Source organism: Marinifilum sp. N1E240, assembly GCF_009295825.1.
GTDB classification, from domain to species: domain Bacteria; phylum Bacteroidota; class Bacteroidia; order Bacteroidales; family Marinifilaceae; genus Marinifilum_A; species Marinifilum_A sediminis.
The window spans coordinates 737,580-754,231 of the sequence record NZ_WHKF01000002.1 but is presented as its reverse complement, the minus strand read 5'-3'; the positions used below and the strand labels follow the sequence as shown (position 1 = coordinate 754,231).

Genomic DNA, 16,652 nt, shown 5'->3' with positions numbered 1-16,652 from the left:
AAATCGCTTCTGCCCAATAGAATTGGCGCTTAACAAAAAATCCTCCTTAAAAAGGAGGATTTTATTATATATTAGTCTATCAGCTAATTTACTTGAACTTTAATTTGTAGTGCAGTCCGAATGTGAACCAACGTCCGGGCTGTTGAAGATTCCCAATATCATTGTAGTTTTTATCCAATAAGTTGGAGACACTTGAATACAGTTCCAAATTCTTATGCTTCCAATACAATTTTAAATTTACCAGCCAAAAAGGATCGTAAGCAACTTCTCCGGTGTAATCACCATCTTCAAATTGCATATAAGAACCATTTCTATCCTGATAACTTACTTGCCAATTGGCTGCCAAATTTTTCCAAATACTATGGTGCATAGAAACATCAAACTTATGCTTTAAATTGTCGAGCACATAATTGGAGAAATATTCTTGATTGCCTTTATCCAGCTTAATGTAGGAGTAGTTCAGTTTTACTTTCTTAATGAAAATTGGCTGCCCCAAAACTTTCTCTGGAGAAATATCAAATCCAGATTCAATACCAAAGGAATTGACCTCGGTTAAATTCTGTGTTTTCCACTTCTCTTCCTGATCTTCCCTCACCCAATCGATTAAATCCTTACCATTTCGATAAAATGCATTTAAATGAGCTTTTAAGGCTTTATTATTATATTTTATACCACCTTCAACTGTAAGCGATTTCTCAGGTTTTAGATCAGGATTACCAATATTACTCGGACCGTTGTAATACAGATCTGTAAAGGTTGGCATTCGCATAGAGGTATTCACCGATGAATATATTTTTAGATCATTACTAATTTGGTAGGCAATATCTATTCCCGGATAAACTTTCCAATCGAAATCCAGATCGGAAATCCAGTTAAACATGGCTCCTAAAGAGATACTCCATTTGTTAAGATATAGGGAATGCTCAGCAAAATAGGAAACGTGAGAACGTGAATGAGATCGAGTAAAATACTGGTCACTTTCGCCTGGAACCTTAATAGGTTCATCCATTTCTTCCCCTAGTACATTACTCCAAATGTTTTCTGATCGGAATTCAGCTCCAAAGGAAGTTTTTCCCAAGGCAGAGCTAAACCATGTATTTATACTAGCTCCCAACACATCGGTTAAATGATAGTTGTGCGTTGTGTACCAACTTGCCGGATTGTCGCGAAACAATTCAAAACGGTCCTGATGTCTTCGCCAGTATAGTGCAGGTTTAAAATGCAACTTCTTACCCGTTTCATATTGAACCGATGCAAATGTAGTTTTTGTTTTTTCGTATTGATTTGGATACTTAGGTGTGTAAAAGCTATTGGCTCCAAAACCTTTCTCTGTATAGCCCAATTGTACATCCAGTTTACCTGGATCACTTTCCAATTGTCCGTGATAAAATAGGTTATGAGTCTCAAAATCGGTATTGTCGATATACCCATCGGAAGATTTTCGATTGCCAGCTACGAAATGCTGAAAATTCCCAGTTTGAAAACCATAACTTGCATTCACATCCAGCAGGTTGTGCTCTCCGTAGGCTAGATCCAAATTCATTTCCTTATTGGTATTTTCACCGGTAATGATGTTAATGGCTCCTGAAAACGCATTGGGACCATAAACACGTGCTGCAGGACCTTGAAGGATCTCTACCCTTGAAATGCTCTTTAGACTAACCGGAAGGTTGAAGTTGTGATGTCCGGTTTGGGGATCGGAGATGTTGATGCCATTTAAAAGAATTAAAGTTTGATCGAAGGAACCTCCCCGAACCGAAATATCTGCCTGAACACCATGAACACCTCTTTGTCTGACATCAACACTAAGAGCGTATTCCAGCAATTCCTGTATGCTTTGCACGGGAGCAGCTTCAATTTCCTCTCTCTCGATTACGGATACAATCCGTGCCACCTGCGAGTAGGTTACAGGTGATCTTTGGGCACTGACTTTGATCTCATCCAAGTCATACTCCATGCTTACATCTGTTGATAAGGTCTGAGCAAAAACATTTTCGGGTAGCGTAACAGTAAGGTAAATCACAAGTAAAACGGTAATTTTAACTTGTCTGTTAAGCGTCTGAAATAATGAATAGTTTTTGCCAGCCCATCTACGGAATGTTAACATTTTATCCCCAAGGCTTTGTTTATACATTGTATTCATTTTTTATAATAAGGGTGGCAAAAGTAGAAATTAATCCGATCTTATAATCTTAAATGAATTCTTATTTTAGCTTATTAAAGCTCTATTTCCAATTAAATTACACTGCTATTAAGTTCCCGAACAGCTAAAAATTTAATGGAAATTTATAATCAAAAACACTAAGCATATAATTATTAATGAATACATTGAAAGCACGAGAATCTTCCTGTATTTTTCCAAAATCTAATCATATACCTAACTCTTCTTGATGCTCATTATGTTCTTTATGTAAGAGAGGTATATAATATACTTCTGCTTTTTTTTGATGAGTTAAATACTATACATACAATCTCCCAACATGTGGTATTTCATCAGGTACAATATCAAGAGGGTTATCCACTAAATTCAATTCTAAAAGTTGCTTGTCTCTAATCTGATGAAATGGGAATTGACTGATGTCATTGTTTTCAAGATAAATATTGGTAATAGACGTTGATTTCAATAAATATTCCAATCCTTTGGTAAGTTGATTATTTGTAAAGTCAATTAGTCTAAGATTTTGGCAAGAAGAAAGCAATTTAGGAACTTCAGTAAAGGTGTTGTTCCCAAGATATAGCTTCGCAAGTTCAAGTATATCCATAAAAGAATCAGGCAAAGCATTAATTTGATTGTTGCGAATGTCAATACACTTTAATTTCTTCAATTGAGATATTTCCTTGGGAATGTATTCTAAATCGTTCTGCTGAATATCCAGAAACTCCAAATGTTCTAATTTAAACAGTGCAGGAGGCCATTTGCCTTTCAAAGCAACTTTCGAAATATTTAAGTGAGTAATCTGATTTAATTCATTTAGTTGATAACCTTTTATAAGCCAATTGACTTTTTTAACCTGCTTTAGCTTACGACTTATTTGTACGCTCAATTCTTCAATTGTATGTGCATCTCCCATTTAAATAATTCTAAATTTATTCCTGTGGAAGTACAAAATAGTGAAAACTTCGTTCATTCAAGAACATGTCCATAAATTTGGAGAAAATCACTCCAAACCGAAAACCTAAAGTTCTTTGTGACGATATCCTATTTTAAAGCATTCTTATTATTTACATGGCAAGATATTGAACAATTTGGTTCTTGAAAACAAGTATATTCTCATGGTTTTATTTTACTCTTACTGATGTAGTAAATACCTATATAAACCTATCAGCACCTGCTACGTTTATTGTGGCAGGTGCTGAATTTGATACAGAACGATGGAAGCTCAACTGAAATAAAGCTGACAAGCGTCTAATGTATCAGTAAGAAATTACTACATACTTTAAAAACTACTCCAAGATATAAAATTTTACATCATATTCGAACTTTATGGTACATTTAAACTTAATGAAAATGGTTTGCCATTAATTTTCAGTTTATTACAAAGTTAATCCATTATTAACCTACACTACTAATAAGTAATCCATACGTTCGAAACAGGCAAAAAAAAATGAGCTGCCAATTCGGAATTGACAACTCTATAAATGGATTTAAATGTATTATCAGCTAAAAAGAATGCACTAGTGCTCTGACTTTACTGTTTGACAAGCCCGTAATATCCGCCACATCTTCCACAGACAATCCTTTTTTGTGGGCTTTAACAGCCATCTGTTCTAGCTTTTGGTCTGCTTCCAATTTATCGAATAAAAGATCGACCATCCACGCCAAGGTCTTTAAAAATTCATCTACATCTTGTTTTTTGGTAAAATCGTACTCACAAAAGGTGGATACTTCCTTGTGCAAAATTAGGAAGTAGATTCCAGCTGACCACCAGGCATAAATTACATTGAGATCAATTCGGTAATCCTGAAAAACGCTTCTGCATTGTTCAAAGATTGGTTTTGCAAGAATTTCGCGCTCTACTGATACCTTAGCTGTAAATCCGGCTTTATCGCCCAATTCCCATACCAGGAACTGCTGAAACTCTTCACTTTCGTATACGCCTAAGAATTGATTGGTAAGCAAATCCTTCATGAATTTGCGATGATTTACAATGGGTATCTTGGTAACCTCTTCCAGATTCATTAGCCAATGATCCTGCTTCTCAATATAAGATTTCAATAGCCCTTCAAAGCTTTCATAGTGTCTGTATATAAAAGCCTTATCTACGCCAGACTCTTCGGAAACCAGATTTATGCTTAGCTTAGAATAACTCTTCTCTTTCAGGATTTTACCAATCGCTTTCATTAGTGACATTTTAGCTGCGATTGCTTTTCTTTCTCTTACATTTGCCATGATTTACTTTCTTAATTTGCGCATAGATGAAGATCATACTCCTGATCGACATCGGCTAAGGTATTGCAAAAATAATCTAAATCTTCTAAGGTATGCAATGCCGAAACATTAACTCTCAATCTTGAATTACGTAATTTTACTGCCGGATAAGTTGCAGGCACAACATACACTCCTCTTTCAAATAACTTACGAGCAGTAAAAATGGATTTCATGTCATCTTTAATCATTAAAGGAATAATTGGAGATTCAGACCTACCAATGGAATAGCCCATATCTGATAATCTTTTCTTTAGATAGGCTGTATTTTCCCAAAGTGCGTTAATGATATAAGGTTCTTCGATTAGTAGATCAAGAGCCTTTGAAGCACCACCAATAGCTGGCGGTGCAATTGATGCTGAAAAGGTATTGGAACGGGAATACAATCTTAAATAGTCAATTAGCTTTTTTGATCCAGCTGCATAACCTCCTGTCGATCCGAGTGACTTACTCAGCGTTCCAGTAACCATCTCTACCTTATCTTCCATACCAAAGTAATTCGTTGTTCCACTTCCAGCATCTCCTATCACTCCCACGCCGTGAGCATCATCAACAAAGACCATAGCATTGTATTTTTCTGCCAGCATACATATGCTTGGCAGATTGGCAAAATCACCATCTTGAGAAAATACTCCATCTACAACTATTGCCAGATTTCTATATTTACCTTGCTCCCTTTTTAATACCATCTCGAGATAATTCATATCGTTATGACCATAGATCTTGGTATTCGTATTATTCTTTAATCCATCGTAGATGCTGGCATGTACAAGCATATCCACCAAAACCAAATCAGATTTATTGAATAGATTCTGAAATACACCAATATTGGCGGCATAACCGGATGTATACAAAATGGCATCTTCTTTCCCATGCAATCGGGCTAACTTTTGCTCCAAAGCTCTATGAATATCTGTATAACCACCAATCGGTGGTGCAGCACAAGTACCTGCTCCATATAACTCAACTGCATCTTTAACTGCATCCTTCACCTTTTGATGCTGCGATAAGCCCAGATAATTGCTGGAAACAAAACTAACCGTCGGTACTCGATCTCCAGAATAATAGTCAATCACATCCATATTTCTACTTATGGCGCTTCCAGATATAAAACCATAAGGGTACGATTTATCTTTCTCGAACTGATTGATGAACTTTTGAAAATGTTCTGCAGATTGATGAATATTTGCCTCTGGCATATCTGCAAAATCTCTCATTGTATAAATTTTTTCCATATAGTAGTTTTTATGCTTTAAATACTCTTTAGTACGATTTAGTCTAGCAATCGTCATGCAAATATAATATTTAGAGAAAGATATACACATATTTTATAATCACAAAAATATCAATGTATACTTTTAAGTTCGAATTTATTATGAAAAATCCATTATTATCGCTTTATTAATATCAATTATTACTATCCACCGTGCAATTGGTCACAAGAAAAATTAATGATAAGCTTAATAAGAATGACAAAAGCACTATTCCAATACTGTATGATAACAGCGATAGAATAATGCTTTTGATAACTTCCAAAACTTAGCTAATTGTTGCAATAAAAATTGTCTCTGTAGATTCTCTAAAAACTTTGATTTGGAACCTCTTGATTTTCTATTGTTTGCCTTTTAATTTTAGCTCTCTGTTTTCCCCATTTAAACTGATAACTAGCCTGAAGGCGAATAAAAAAAGTAGACACATGAACTTTCCCTTCTGTATTTGAGAAGTAATCGCTGCCACTACTTCTCACTCCTGCATGGGTAAAGTCCTTTTTTAATGGTATGGCTGAGGAGATTCCAACTTTCAACCCGTTTTTAAATGACTGATTGAGTGCTAATACATATATAGCATCGCTGAATCTTTTATTTTGCAAATCGTAGTTTGCACTGTTGAATTGAAATATCGCAGATGCAGTCAAGTCATCTGTAAAATTTATTCTCGAAGAGAACCCCAATTCGAATCCAGAGCTGTTTTTCTTTGCAATTGCTAATTGTCTAGCTAATTGATTAGGCTTATCGTACCTCTTATATCCTTTCAAATAAGGAGTAATTCCAATGGACCTAAACATGCTAATAGTCGTACTAATTTTAAAGCCATACTCTTTTCTTTCTGCAAGGTTGCCAATGTTATTTTCCAACAATTGATCTTGATTGACAAAGGCATAATTTTGAATCAGATCCTTAGATAGAACATGATACACTTGAGTGGATATATAATTCTTCCCAAAAGAAAAGGAGTGATTCAAGCTAAAATGATGATGATAAGTAGGAAGTAAATCGGCATTTCCTCTTTTCAAACTTACAGGATCTATTCTGGTAACACCTGGTGATAACTGATAAACATGCGGACGTGTTAGGCTTTTTCTGTAGTTCAACTTGAGATTTTGCTTCTTAGAAACTTGTAAAGTCAATTGCAAATTGGGAAGCACCGAAATTTCTTCATTTTCATTCCCCTTATCTACTCCTAGATAAGAATACTCACTCCGAATTCCAATGGAAGCCTTCCATTTCTTATTTCCATATGAAAATGAGAGGTAAGCGGCATGAATATCTTCCTGATAGTTAAAATTTTTAGAGTTTCTGTCTTCCATTTTGCGTAACTGACTTTTCCATCCTGCATCCATGTTTATTTTTGATCCAATCGGAGAAGTATAATCCATACGAAATCCAACAAACTGATTCACCGGCTTTACACCATTTAGGTTCGAACTTTCCTGATTTTCATATAAAATAGACTTCTCTCCCGTCAATCGAAAATAGTTTAAATCAAAAGAAATCTCTTTTCCTGATTTATCAAACAAGTGTTTGTAATACATTGAATAGTGTGAGAGGATGTAATCATTTTTTTCCAATCTACCACTTGTTTCCTTTAAGTTTAACAGCTCACCGGTTCTTACTTTCATATCTGCTGTACCTTCAAAACTTTGATTTTCTGGACATACAAAGGCATACAAACTAAATTGATTTTTCGAGTCAAAATGATAATCTGCTCCTAAATGAATTTGGTGCTTCCAGTTCTTTTGTCTTAAGTCCAGCGAAGAATGAAAGGTTTTCAATCCCATATCGGTGGACAAGATTTTTGTATTCTCTTCTGTATTATTAAAATACCTTAGTCTTCCACTGTAGGATGTATACAGATTTAATTTCCTATTGGTATAATTCAATCCACAAATTGGATCCAGGAATATCTCCTGAGCATTGGTTGGAATTTCCGAGAAAATATGTCCGCTCATCCCCACTTCTCGTTCTTTAAGTGTTACATTTATTACTCCACTAATATGAGCATCATATTTGGGTCCTGGACTTCGAATGATTTCTACCTTATCAATCTGCTTTGCATTTAATTGACTGATATATTGCAATTCCCGTTCTTTACCATCAACCAAAATGATAATATTGGAAGAGCCTTCCAAACTCAGGTTTTGCATTAAATCTACCTGAACGCCGGGAAGATGCTTGAGAATATCCACTCCTGTATTGGATGCATTATAGATTTTTCTATTCATAAAAAAAGTCGTACCTCTATTACTGGTTTGTGCTTTGATGCGCTCTCCCACAATTAATGTTTCTCCCACACGAACACTCTCCTGCCTAATTGGGAATGTCCCCAAATCACAACTGCTTTGTTGATTTAGTTTAACTATTTTTGACTTGTATCCAATAAAACTAATTCGAAGCAAATAGCTTCCCATTTGTACTTTACTAATTTCGAAGTATCCTTTCTGATTGCTTGTGGTACCTGTTATCAAAGAGGTATCACCTGGATTGTGTAATGAAACGGTCGCAAATGCTATTGGACTATTGTCCATTTGATCAATAATATGACCATGCATCTTCTGTTTTCCTTCAGCACTTAGTATTCTAAATTGACTAAATAAGAACATTAAAATTAATAGTAATGATCGTTTCAATTTGGTTTGATCGCAACAATTCATGTTTCCTGTGGGGTTAAGTTTTACAATTGATATTCACTGCAAAGTCAGGAAATATAGGCTCAAGAGGCAAAAATATGGTACAGACATCATGAATTTGTGATAAATGACAAATTCCTGCTAGACTTATTTCAAAAACTGGGATGAAAGGTTATTATCTGGGATGAGTAAACTATTGAGTTTTTTTAAAATCCTGTTCCAACAGATCGTAATTGGCAACATTCAATCTTGAAACTGGCAAATCAATATCTGTTCCTGCAATTTCTATGCGGTAACCCGAACTGTTCCCTTTCTTATTCTTAACCTTTTTCACATTCACAATAAATGCTCTGTGGATACGTGTTAAATAAGGGATATCACTTAATTGTTTCTCAACATCTCCAATTGAATTTCGCACCATTTCCTTTTCTATCCTATTCTTCTTTAAAAAATAAAATATTACATAGTTCGCATTTGATTCTGCATACAGAAATGATTCTGGATCGAAGCTAATGTGTCCTTTTTTTAATTTGGAGTTGATATAAATCAGTTCATTCTTAGATTCTTTCCTCTCGGAATCTACAACATCTTTTTGAGTATTTAAATCGAGTAAATGTCTCCTATTCTGAATGGTAAAGAAAAAATAGGGAAGCAGACCCATTATAAAGGGAGTTTTTACAGAATCAAGAAAAGTGTATATGTTCCAACGTCCTTCAGAAGATTCCATAATATAACCAGCGAAAAAATTCCAAACACCTAATAACAAGAAAAGGATCACACCAAATTTAATATCTCTTAGAAGAGTCCAATTCTTTATTTCATTAAAAGCGGGAAACAACTTTAACATTCTAATTGTGAAATAAAGAGGTAGCGTTAAAATCAAGCTATAAATTGCTAAAGTTGCTTCAAAGCTAAACGGATCAGAACTATGAGCATGCTGCGGTCTGTATAGAATCGTAAACAAGTAACAAAAGATTACTACTATAAAAGTTCCAATTAATGGCTTTCTAATAATGTAATTTTGAGGATACTTTTTATTTAGCCAATCGAAGCTAGCAGAGTTCATAAACGGAATAAGAGGTTGGTTTTGCAAAGGATAAAGATAATTATAATCTGAGAATTTTATATCGTCTGTACTCATCAAAAATACTGCATTTTAGTTTTATGAATACCAAATAAAATTGATTTATCTCACAATTTAAATGAAATAAGTAGATTTTAGAAATATTTATTCAAATACAAAACTCTTGTATCCTAAAGGAAATGGATATGTCAATAACATCTCATAAATCAGAACTAACAGTAACATCATTAATATTATTGACATTTCAATAAATACTTATTATATTTAATGAACTTAATCTAGCTAACTGAATATTACAAATAAAATATCAGTAACGGAATATATACTAATGAGATAAAAATATTCCAGCTTGAGATTAAAATTGAATAATTACAGAAGAACTTTTATGCTTCTACCTTAAAGATAAACGACTATTAAATTTACTTATTAATACCTGCAATGTCAGATTTTAAAAAAGCAGTGCAAGATCTAATACAAGATCTGAGCAGTAACGAAGTAGCTATTCTTGAAAAAGACAATGTAAATAGTCAAACTGCAAAATTCATTTCTTATGGGAAAGTTGAGTTAGAAGGAGATTCCATTCATGTTATGGCTCCTAATGCACAGCATCATGCCGAATTGCACAATGAATTGCTTATTTCCTCTAATCGTAACAGAAAATCGGTCTGGAATTTTATTCACAGGTCACTCCTTTAATACTAACACTTAAATCAAACTATTATGAGTATCAATTTAGACAAAATTAAAACGGCAATTTCTGATGTGTCCTCATTGGAGGTAGCAACACTAACCAATGCAAATGATAATAAATTCGATCTTAGCTCAGCCTCAAATAATGATATTTTTACAGCTATTCGAGCAAAATTAGATCAATCGGATTTGGTTGCCTATACCCGATTTGAACTGGATGGCGATGCTGTTAATTTTATCAATAAAAAAGAAGAAATGGCAGCTTTAGTCGAGGAACATAGTCTTTTAGTAGATTCTGCTCTTGAAACGCGTAAAACTTTATTCAATACTATTTATAGTGCCGTGGAAAACATTATTAAATGATAAACCAATTGAATTCGTGAAACAAAAGATCAAATATATTTTCTATACTCTTAAAGTTGACATGAATAGTTCATTTCAGGTTTCTGACATATGGAATAAGCTGAAAGAGGAAAATGCTCACAAGCTAAGCCCATTTGTACAAGGAGATGAAAATGAAATTCAATCAAGTAGTGAGTATGGAAAATATACTTTTCAAATTCATACGCAATTTGAAAAATTTCTAAAATTCATGAGAAAGAATAAATAGTATGTCGATACAAGAGATGTTCAAAAATGAGTTTTTAAATGAGGAAATTGAGGAAAATTTCGCTCGTATTCATAAACTTGAATGCGAAGAGGTATTGGATAACTTAGGTTATATAGAACTTGACCGAAATAGCAATAAACAGAGTGCTTCCAAAGCTGAATTAGATTTAAGCATTGCTATATTCAGAAGTGAATATGAATTACACAAACAAGCATTTTCTTCTGAAATAATTTCCTTTAGTAATGATCAAATGCAATTGCTTTCGGAAGAAGAATTGGAGTTTCTTCACGAAATATCATCTCTTGAAGGAGAGTTTGAACTTCATCTGTTCTCATTGGAAGAAATCAGACAGAATCCTATTCTTTCTAGAGTTCTGAATTGGCGACTTGGAATCCTTTCTATTTTTAATGAAAGCATCTCGAATCAGCTTTCTGAAGATATTGCCGATAACTTGAATCAAGTGGGGAATTGGTGTAACACTGCGGATCAAGGAGAAATTATTAAGCTATTGGGAAATATAGAGGATCTTTCTTTAGCAATTGCCAAACAAGATGAGTACACTAATTCCAATTACCAACACCTACTCTACTTTAAAAACTCCTACAAAGAATTAAAACATCAAGGCGTTAAAGTTAGAAGCGATAAAAAAAGATTCAATTCCAGATTGCAATTCATTCCCAAGGAAAGTAAGGATACCTTAGAACAGATTAGCAATAATAAAAAGAAATTTAACGCATTTCAGGAAGATAAATTGCATCGATTAATGACCCGATTGGTGCAAATTAGATTGTGGCTATTGGGCAATTATCAAGGCAAACTAGATAATGATCTTGGTCCCCTTAGTATTACAGGTCTACACTCCTTAATCGCATACATACATGAAACCTATGGTGGCAAGGAAGGATATAAATTAAGTGATTTAATTCTGCGCTTGGGTAAGGATAAGTGGGTATTAAATGCAACTTATCTTTTTAAGGCTCTTCTACCAGTTCTTAACGAGATGGAAGAAGAAAGAAAAATGAAAACCATATCAGAGGAATTTAGCAGCATTGTTAGCAAGTTGGATAAGGAAGAAGAGAAGAAAGAGGTTTTAAGTGAAATTGAAAAACAGATTAAAGATGATTTTAAAACACCCTCTCACAGAAAGTCCAAAACACGTGGAGGAAAAAGATTGCTTCGATCGATTGGACGTTTTTTTAAGCGAATTGGAGAGATTATAAAAGATGGCATTAAATGGGTAATTGAAGCTATTCGTAACCTGTTTAAATGGTTCAAAAATGGAATCAAAATATTAATGCGTGAACTGAAAAAGGCATTTCACATGGCAAAAACAGGTTTGTCTTTCTTTTTCTCGAAACGCATCGTTAAAACAGTAAACGGCAAAAGTCAATTGACTACTGATTATGATTTTAATTTTGACAGTGTTACTACACTTGTTCATTCCAATCAAAAATTAATAGAAGAACACATTCAAAATAATCAACAAATTTCAGAAGCTCTTGAGGAGGTTTCAGAATTTTTAGGAATCGTTATTTCCATAGCTATCAAAGTTATAAAAGGTCCTTTGGGTTGGATACAGCTTGGAATTAAGCTTATTAAGAGTCTTTCTGATGGTGATTTTAAATACAATAGATTATCTCTTGATTTTGAGAAGTAAGCAAAATGAAATCATCCTAAAATTACTGCAACTATGAAAATAAAAATGACCGATACCTATGTGAAGGATTTTGACGCTCCTGCTAAAAAACGAAAACATATCATTCTTTTAGATGGAACATGGAATGATGAAACAGGATCGGACCTTGATGGTTTAGTAACCAACATTGTAAAATTGCGAAAAATTCTTGTTAACAGCGAAGAAAATCAAATTGTAAGATACCACAGAGGTGTTGGAAATGATAATGACAATGGATGGCTTGGAAATCTATGGAAAGGCTCGAGTGGTAATGGTGTTCAGAAAATCGTTGAACACGCCTATATACGCTTTGTAAAAGATTGGCAAAAGGGCGATGAAATATTCATTTTTGGTTTTAGCCGAGGTGCTGCTGCTGCCCGACTACTGGCAAGTAAAATTTCGAAAAAAGGAGTCCCTAAATCGGTCAGCATTACTTTATTTGCACGAGAAAATAAACAAACCAAAGTTGCAGAACAGCACATTGCCAATTACAGTATAGAAAATGGTGATAAATCTGAAGCTGTAAAAATTGAGTTTTTAGGTGTGTGGGATACTGTTAGTGCTTTTGGATTGTACAATAACTTTAAACGTTTTATTGGCATTTCGAAAAAGGATTTATTTACAGATAACCATATTGCTCCAAATATTAAAAAAGCTGTTCACCTTGTCGGTATTGATGAAACCAGAAATCCGTTTACCCCCTCGTTAATGAATCATAAGGAAGGTGTAACACACGAGGTTTGGTTTCCAGGAGTTCACTCTGATATTGGCGGTAGTTATCGTGAAGATGAAATAGCCAAGGTTTCTCTTAATTATATGATTCAAATGATGAAAAATCATATACAAAAAGAAGGTCTAAAAGCTCTTGATGTCAATACAGATCACCTAAAGAAATTTACGCTTGAGACTTCCAGCAAAGCTCATTTCCACTTTCATGGCTTATCGTGGGGAGAAAACCTGCGCTTGATAAGAGTTCAAGAAAATGGTGAGACTAGCCATACATTAAAACCGAAAATACATCAGTTGTATTACGATTTATGTGAATCAAACGAAACTTTTGCTGCTGTTAAAAAACGAAAATCAAAAAAATGTGTTCCTTTTCAATACATGCCATTTAATGTAAAAGCACTAAGAGGTGAGTTTGAAATTGTAAAACCTAATGATTTAACTCACTCTCAAAAATCATCAGTTAAATCGAATAGTTTAGAGCTATCTTAGAATTGAACGATTTTATCACCTAAAATATCAAGTAAGAATATCATAAAAAGACCTGATAACAAAACAGCAATCAGGTCTTTATTAATTTACCAAATAAGAATCTTATTTCGTGTAAAGCTCTTTTTCTTTTAAGGTGATAATTTCACCATATTCAGAAAGCTTTTCCATATCAATCTTCGATTTATCACCAACAATCATGGTTACCATAGGTTGATTCTGAATGTGAGATTTATAGAAATCGTTAATGTTTTCGAAAGAAAGTTCCTTAGCTATTTGACTGGTATATTTAGAAGGATCCTTATCGTATCCTAACTCTTCCCAAGCTACAACGCTTTCGGATAAATATCTAAAGTTTGGATAGGCTGTAATGACCTGCTGCTGAAGATAAGGCTTGATGTAGCTCATTCTTTCAGGCATTTGCGGCATATTTGTTTTTAGATCATTAAAAACCTTAATGGCATCAAGGGTTTTATCCGCCTGTGTACCAATCATACCCATAAAATAGTTGTTTTCTCCTTCTCTACCTGCTGATAAATATCCTGCCCATGCCGAATAAGCTAGTGAGCGATACTCACGAATTTCCTGTAGTACCAAACCGGAAAAGCCACCTCCAAAGTATGCATTAAAAGCCTCCTGTACAGGAACCTGCTCTTTAGTAAAACGATCTCCATTTAGTAAGAAGTAGATATTGGATTGAACAGCATCTTTTCGATCTATAAAGTAAACCACCTGCTTGCTATAATTCTTAATTTTTGGCAATACCGTTTTGTCTTCAGCGATTGGATTGCTTGCAAAATTGATGTTTTTACTGATGATTTTTCCCAATTCTACTACATCAGTTTTTCCAGCATAATGCACATCACATTCATATTGCTGAATACTGTTCCAAACGCGCTTAAAATCATCAGTTTTAAATTTCTTGATCTCTTTTTTTCTTAAACGATGTTTGGATTCTGTTTTATCGGCATAAGCTACATAGCTAAGTAATGCTTGACCAACTGCTGCAGGATCTTCTCTCTCGTATTTACGTTCAGAAATCATACTCTTAGCCGTTGTCTTTAGATCTTCTTCGCTCACCACAGGATTTGCTATCAGTTTTCCAATCAAATTCATGGCTTCTTCCATATTCTCCTCCATACCTGATAAACTGATGACAACTTGTTCACCATCGGCAGAACAGGAATATGAAGAACCTATCTGAGCAAATGCAGTTTGTACCTCATCGCGACTCATGTTTTCACTACCTGAGGTATTAAAAAGTTCGGCTACATATTTTGCCTCTTTTACTTTTAATGTTCCCAGGTTAAAAATAATATCAACAGTATAAATATCATTTTTAGGGTTATTAACTGCGTACAGTTTTACTCCTTTGGCTAGTTTAACTTGCTGTACATCCTTATTAAAATCAACATACTTTGCTTCATAATCCTTCTCAGAAATATTCTCGTATCTTTTTGCGAACTGCGACACTGCTTTTTTATCGGTAACTACAGGATCGTAATTAGGTTTTGATAGTTTCTCCTTATCGGGAGATCCCATTTTTGAATAAAATGCAAGATAATTGTCGCCGTAATATTTCTTTGCAACACGCAATACTTCAGCTTTATTAAGAGCGTTAATTTTTTCTGGTTTCGAGAACAACTCATTGGCATCTTTGCCATTCATAAAATAGCTTGCAATGGTATTTCCACGAGTTTCAAAATCTTCTAATTCCAACTGGAAATTCACATACATTTCCTTTTTACTTTGCTCCAGAGCTTGCTCATCAACATCTCCATCGCGAACTTTGCGAATAGCCGTTAGAACCAATTCTTCAGCCTTTTCCAATTTTTGACCAATTAATTTTGGAACCACTAAGAACATGTTGGCACCATAATCCTGGTTGTGAATTTCAATGGCTTCAACAGCCATTAGTTCTCCATTTTGAGCCAACTTATTTAATACTCCTGTTCCCTTTTCATTAGAAATCAGATTATTGAAAATACTTAAGGCTAACTCATCAGGATGACCTACCGGAACAGTTCTGAATCCAAGAAGAGCCATTTTAATAGGACTATATTTTCCTACAACTTCCTCTCTTCCATTAAATTCCTTCTCTGCATACTTTTGCTTCTTAGGCAAATCAGCTTTTTTCCACTGTCCAAATTTCTCCTTTAAAAGAGGGATAACTGTCTCTGAATCAAAATCACCAATTAAAACAACTGCCATATTATTGGCTACATAGTAAGTATGAAAAAACTCATACATTTTCGAAAGCGATGGATTTTTAAGATGTTCTGTTTCTCCTATAATAGTTTGCTGTCCGTATGGATGTTCTTTATAAAAGTTCTTATTGAAAGCATCAAGCAAGGCTGTTATAAAATTGTCCTGATACATGTTTTTTTCCTCATAAACAGTCTCCAACTCTGACTGGAATGCTCTAAAAACAGGATTTATAAAACGATGACTGTACAATTCAGCCCAACGTTCAATTTGGTTGGGAGGAAATGAATTGTAATATACGGTTTGATCAACACCCGTTCCTGCATTCAGATTGGTTCCACCCATTTTATCAATTAAGGTGCTCATCTCGTTCAAGACAGTATATTTTCCTGCCTCAATAGATTCCTCATTGATCTCTTTCTGAATTTTTGTTCGTAAGCTATCGTCTTTCGTGATAGCTAATTTGTCGTATAGTGCAATAATACGATCGATATGTGGCTTCTCTTTCTCCCAATTACTTGTACCCAACTCTGTGGTTCCTTTAAACAGCATGTGTTCCTGGTAGTGAGCCATACCTGTTGCATCCTTCGGGTCATTCTTGGCTCCAGCATTTACAACAACCATCCCAAACACTTCTGTTTTACTATGATCTTCATTCAGAATAATTGTTAAACCATTATCAAGTTTAACTTGTGTTACGGCACTGTTCTGTGCATATGTATTCCCTATTCCTAAAAAGAGAATGGTCAAAAAGAGTAATTTTACTATTCTTTGTCTTTTCATTTCTATACTATTTTTCAGTCATCTATTTAATAAGTGAAATATTATTATTCAGCTTAT

General features: G+C 34.3%; 12 protein-coding genes. 5 read left to right on the top strand and 7 right to left on the bottom strand.

Translation table 11 applies throughout. The features are described from left to right. Nucleotides 1-88: 88 nt before the first annotated feature. From GCQ56_RS08070 to GCQ56_RS08045, 6 genes are all read right to left on the bottom strand, one after another. On the bottom strand, nt 89-2,134 hold the full coding sequence (locus GCQ56_RS08070; protein WP_193323740.1) for a TonB-dependent siderophore receptor: 2,046 nt from the start codon (nt 2,132-2,134) through the stop codon (nt 89-91). A 325-nt stretch (nt 2,135-2,459) separates the two neighbouring features. Further along, entirely contained in the window at nt 2,460-3,071 is a 612-nt protein-coding gene (locus GCQ56_RS08065) for a leucine-rich repeat domain-containing protein (RefSeq protein ID WP_152733954.1), read from the bottom strand. Between the two features lie 590 nt (nt 3,072-3,661). Beyond that, nucleotides 3,662-4,390 carry a TetR family transcriptional regulator gene (locus tag GCQ56_RS08060; protein WP_152733953.1) on the bottom strand — a complete coding sequence of 243 codons (729 nt, stop codon included), beginning with the start codon at nt 4,388-4,390 and terminating at the stop codon, nt 3,662-3,664. An 11-nt stretch (nt 4,391-4,401) separates the two neighbouring features. Then, nucleotides 4,402-5,661 carry an aminotransferase class I/II-fold pyridoxal phosphate-dependent enzyme gene (locus tag GCQ56_RS08055; RefSeq protein ID WP_193323739.1) on the bottom strand — a complete coding sequence of 420 codons (1,260 nt, stop codon included), beginning with the start codon at nt 5,659-5,661 and terminating at the stop codon, nt 4,402-4,404. Nucleotides 5,662-6,005: 344 nt separating this feature from the next. Beyond that, nucleotides 6,006-8,357, bottom strand: a complete 2,352-nt coding sequence (locus tag GCQ56_RS08050; RefSeq protein ID WP_152733951.1) for a TonB-dependent receptor domain-containing protein — start codon at nt 8,355-8,357, stop codon at nt 6,006-6,008. Between the two features lie 169 nt (nt 8,358-8,526). Further along, a complete protein-coding gene (locus GCQ56_RS08045) occupies nt 8,527-9,474 on the bottom strand; it encodes a LytTR family transcriptional regulator DNA-binding domain-containing protein (protein WP_152733950.1) in 948 nt (315 codons plus the stop codon). Nucleotides 9,475-9,855: 381 nt separating this feature from the next. Here GCQ56_RS08045 and GCQ56_RS08040 point away from each other — a divergent pair, with 381 nt between their 5' ends. Genes GCQ56_RS08040 through GCQ56_RS08020 form a run of 5 tightly spaced genes read left to right on the top strand, consistent with a single transcriptional unit; the run spans nt 9,856 to nt 13,610 of the window. After that, the gene (locus GCQ56_RS08040) at nt 9,856-10,113 is read left to right on the top strand and encodes a hypothetical protein (protein WP_152733949.1); all 258 of its coding nucleotides are present in this window, start codon (nt 9,856-9,858) and stop codon (nt 10,111-10,113) included. Nucleotides 10,114-10,137: 24 nt separating this feature from the next. Continuing rightward, nucleotides 10,138-10,470, top strand: a complete 333-nt coding sequence (locus GCQ56_RS08035) for a hypothetical protein (protein ID WP_152733948.1) — start codon at nt 10,138-10,140, stop codon at nt 10,468-10,470. Nucleotides 10,471-10,486: 16 nt separating this feature from the next. After that, nucleotides 10,487-10,717, top strand: a complete 231-nt coding sequence (locus tag GCQ56_RS08030) for a hypothetical protein (RefSeq protein WP_152733947.1) — start codon at nt 10,487-10,489, stop codon at nt 10,715-10,717. 1 nt (nt 10,718) lies between these two features. Continuing rightward, nucleotides 10,719-12,374 (top strand): hypothetical protein, encoded by a 1,656-nt coding sequence (locus GCQ56_RS08025; protein WP_152733946.1) that lies wholly within the window; start codon nt 10,719-10,721, stop codon nt 12,372-12,374. Nucleotides 12,375-12,407: 33 nt separating this feature from the next. Next, nucleotides 12,408-13,610 carry a DUF2235 domain-containing protein gene (locus GCQ56_RS08020; RefSeq protein WP_152733945.1) on the top strand — a complete coding sequence of 401 codons (1,203 nt, stop codon included), beginning with the start codon at nt 12,408-12,410 and terminating at the stop codon, nt 13,608-13,610. Nucleotides 13,611-13,712: 102 nt separating this feature from the next. Here GCQ56_RS08020 and GCQ56_RS08015 read toward each other — a convergent pair whose 3' ends face one another. Beyond that, the gene (locus GCQ56_RS08015) at nt 13,713-16,595 is read right to left on the bottom strand and encodes a pitrilysin family protein (RefSeq protein WP_152733944.1); all 2,883 of its coding nucleotides are present in this window, start codon (nt 16,593-16,595) and stop codon (nt 13,713-13,715) included. Between the last annotated feature and the right edge of the window lie 57 nt (nt 16,596-16,652).

What these genes read in the sequence shown, in the direction of transcription:
- GCQ56_RS08070 (WP_193323740.1), bottom strand. Translation starts at nt 2,134, where the DNA reads ATGTATAAACAAAGCCTTGGGGATAAAATGTTAACATTCCGTAGATGG.
- GCQ56_RS08065 (WP_152733954.1), bottom strand. Translation starts at nt 3,071, where the DNA reads ATGGGAGATGCACATACAATTGAAGAATTGAGCGTACAAATAAGTCGT.
- GCQ56_RS08060 (WP_152733953.1), bottom strand. Translation starts at nt 4,390, where the DNA reads ATGGCAAATGTAAGAGAAAGAAAAGCAATCGCAGCTAAAATGTCACTA.
- GCQ56_RS08055 (WP_193323739.1), bottom strand. Translation starts at nt 5,661, where the DNA reads ATGGAAAAAATTTATACAATGAGAGATTTTGCAGATATGCCAGAGGCA.
- GCQ56_RS08050 (WP_152733951.1), bottom strand. Translation starts at nt 8,357, where the DNA reads ATGAATTGTTGCGATCAAACCAAATTGAAACGATCATTACTATTAATT.
- GCQ56_RS08045 (WP_152733950.1), bottom strand. Translation starts at nt 9,474, where the DNA reads ATGAGTACAGACGATATAAAATTCTCAGATTATAATTATCTTTATCCT.
- GCQ56_RS08040 (WP_152733949.1), top strand. Translation starts at nt 9,856, where the DNA reads ATGTCAGATTTTAAAAAAGCAGTGCAAGATCTAATACAAGATCTGAGC.
- GCQ56_RS08035 (WP_152733948.1), top strand. Translation starts at nt 10,138, where the DNA reads ATGAGTATCAATTTAGACAAAATTAAAACGGCAATTTCTGATGTGTCC.
- GCQ56_RS08025 (WP_152733946.1), top strand. Translation starts at nt 10,719, where the DNA reads ATGTCGATACAAGAGATGTTCAAAAATGAGTTTTTAAATGAGGAAATT.
- GCQ56_RS08020 (WP_152733945.1), top strand. Translation starts at nt 12,408, where the DNA reads ATGAAAATAAAAATGACCGATACCTATGTGAAGGATTTTGACGCTCCT.
- GCQ56_RS08015 (WP_152733944.1), bottom strand. Translation starts at nt 16,595, where the DNA reads ATGAAAAGACAAAGAATAGTAAAATTACTCTTTTTGACCATTCTCTTT.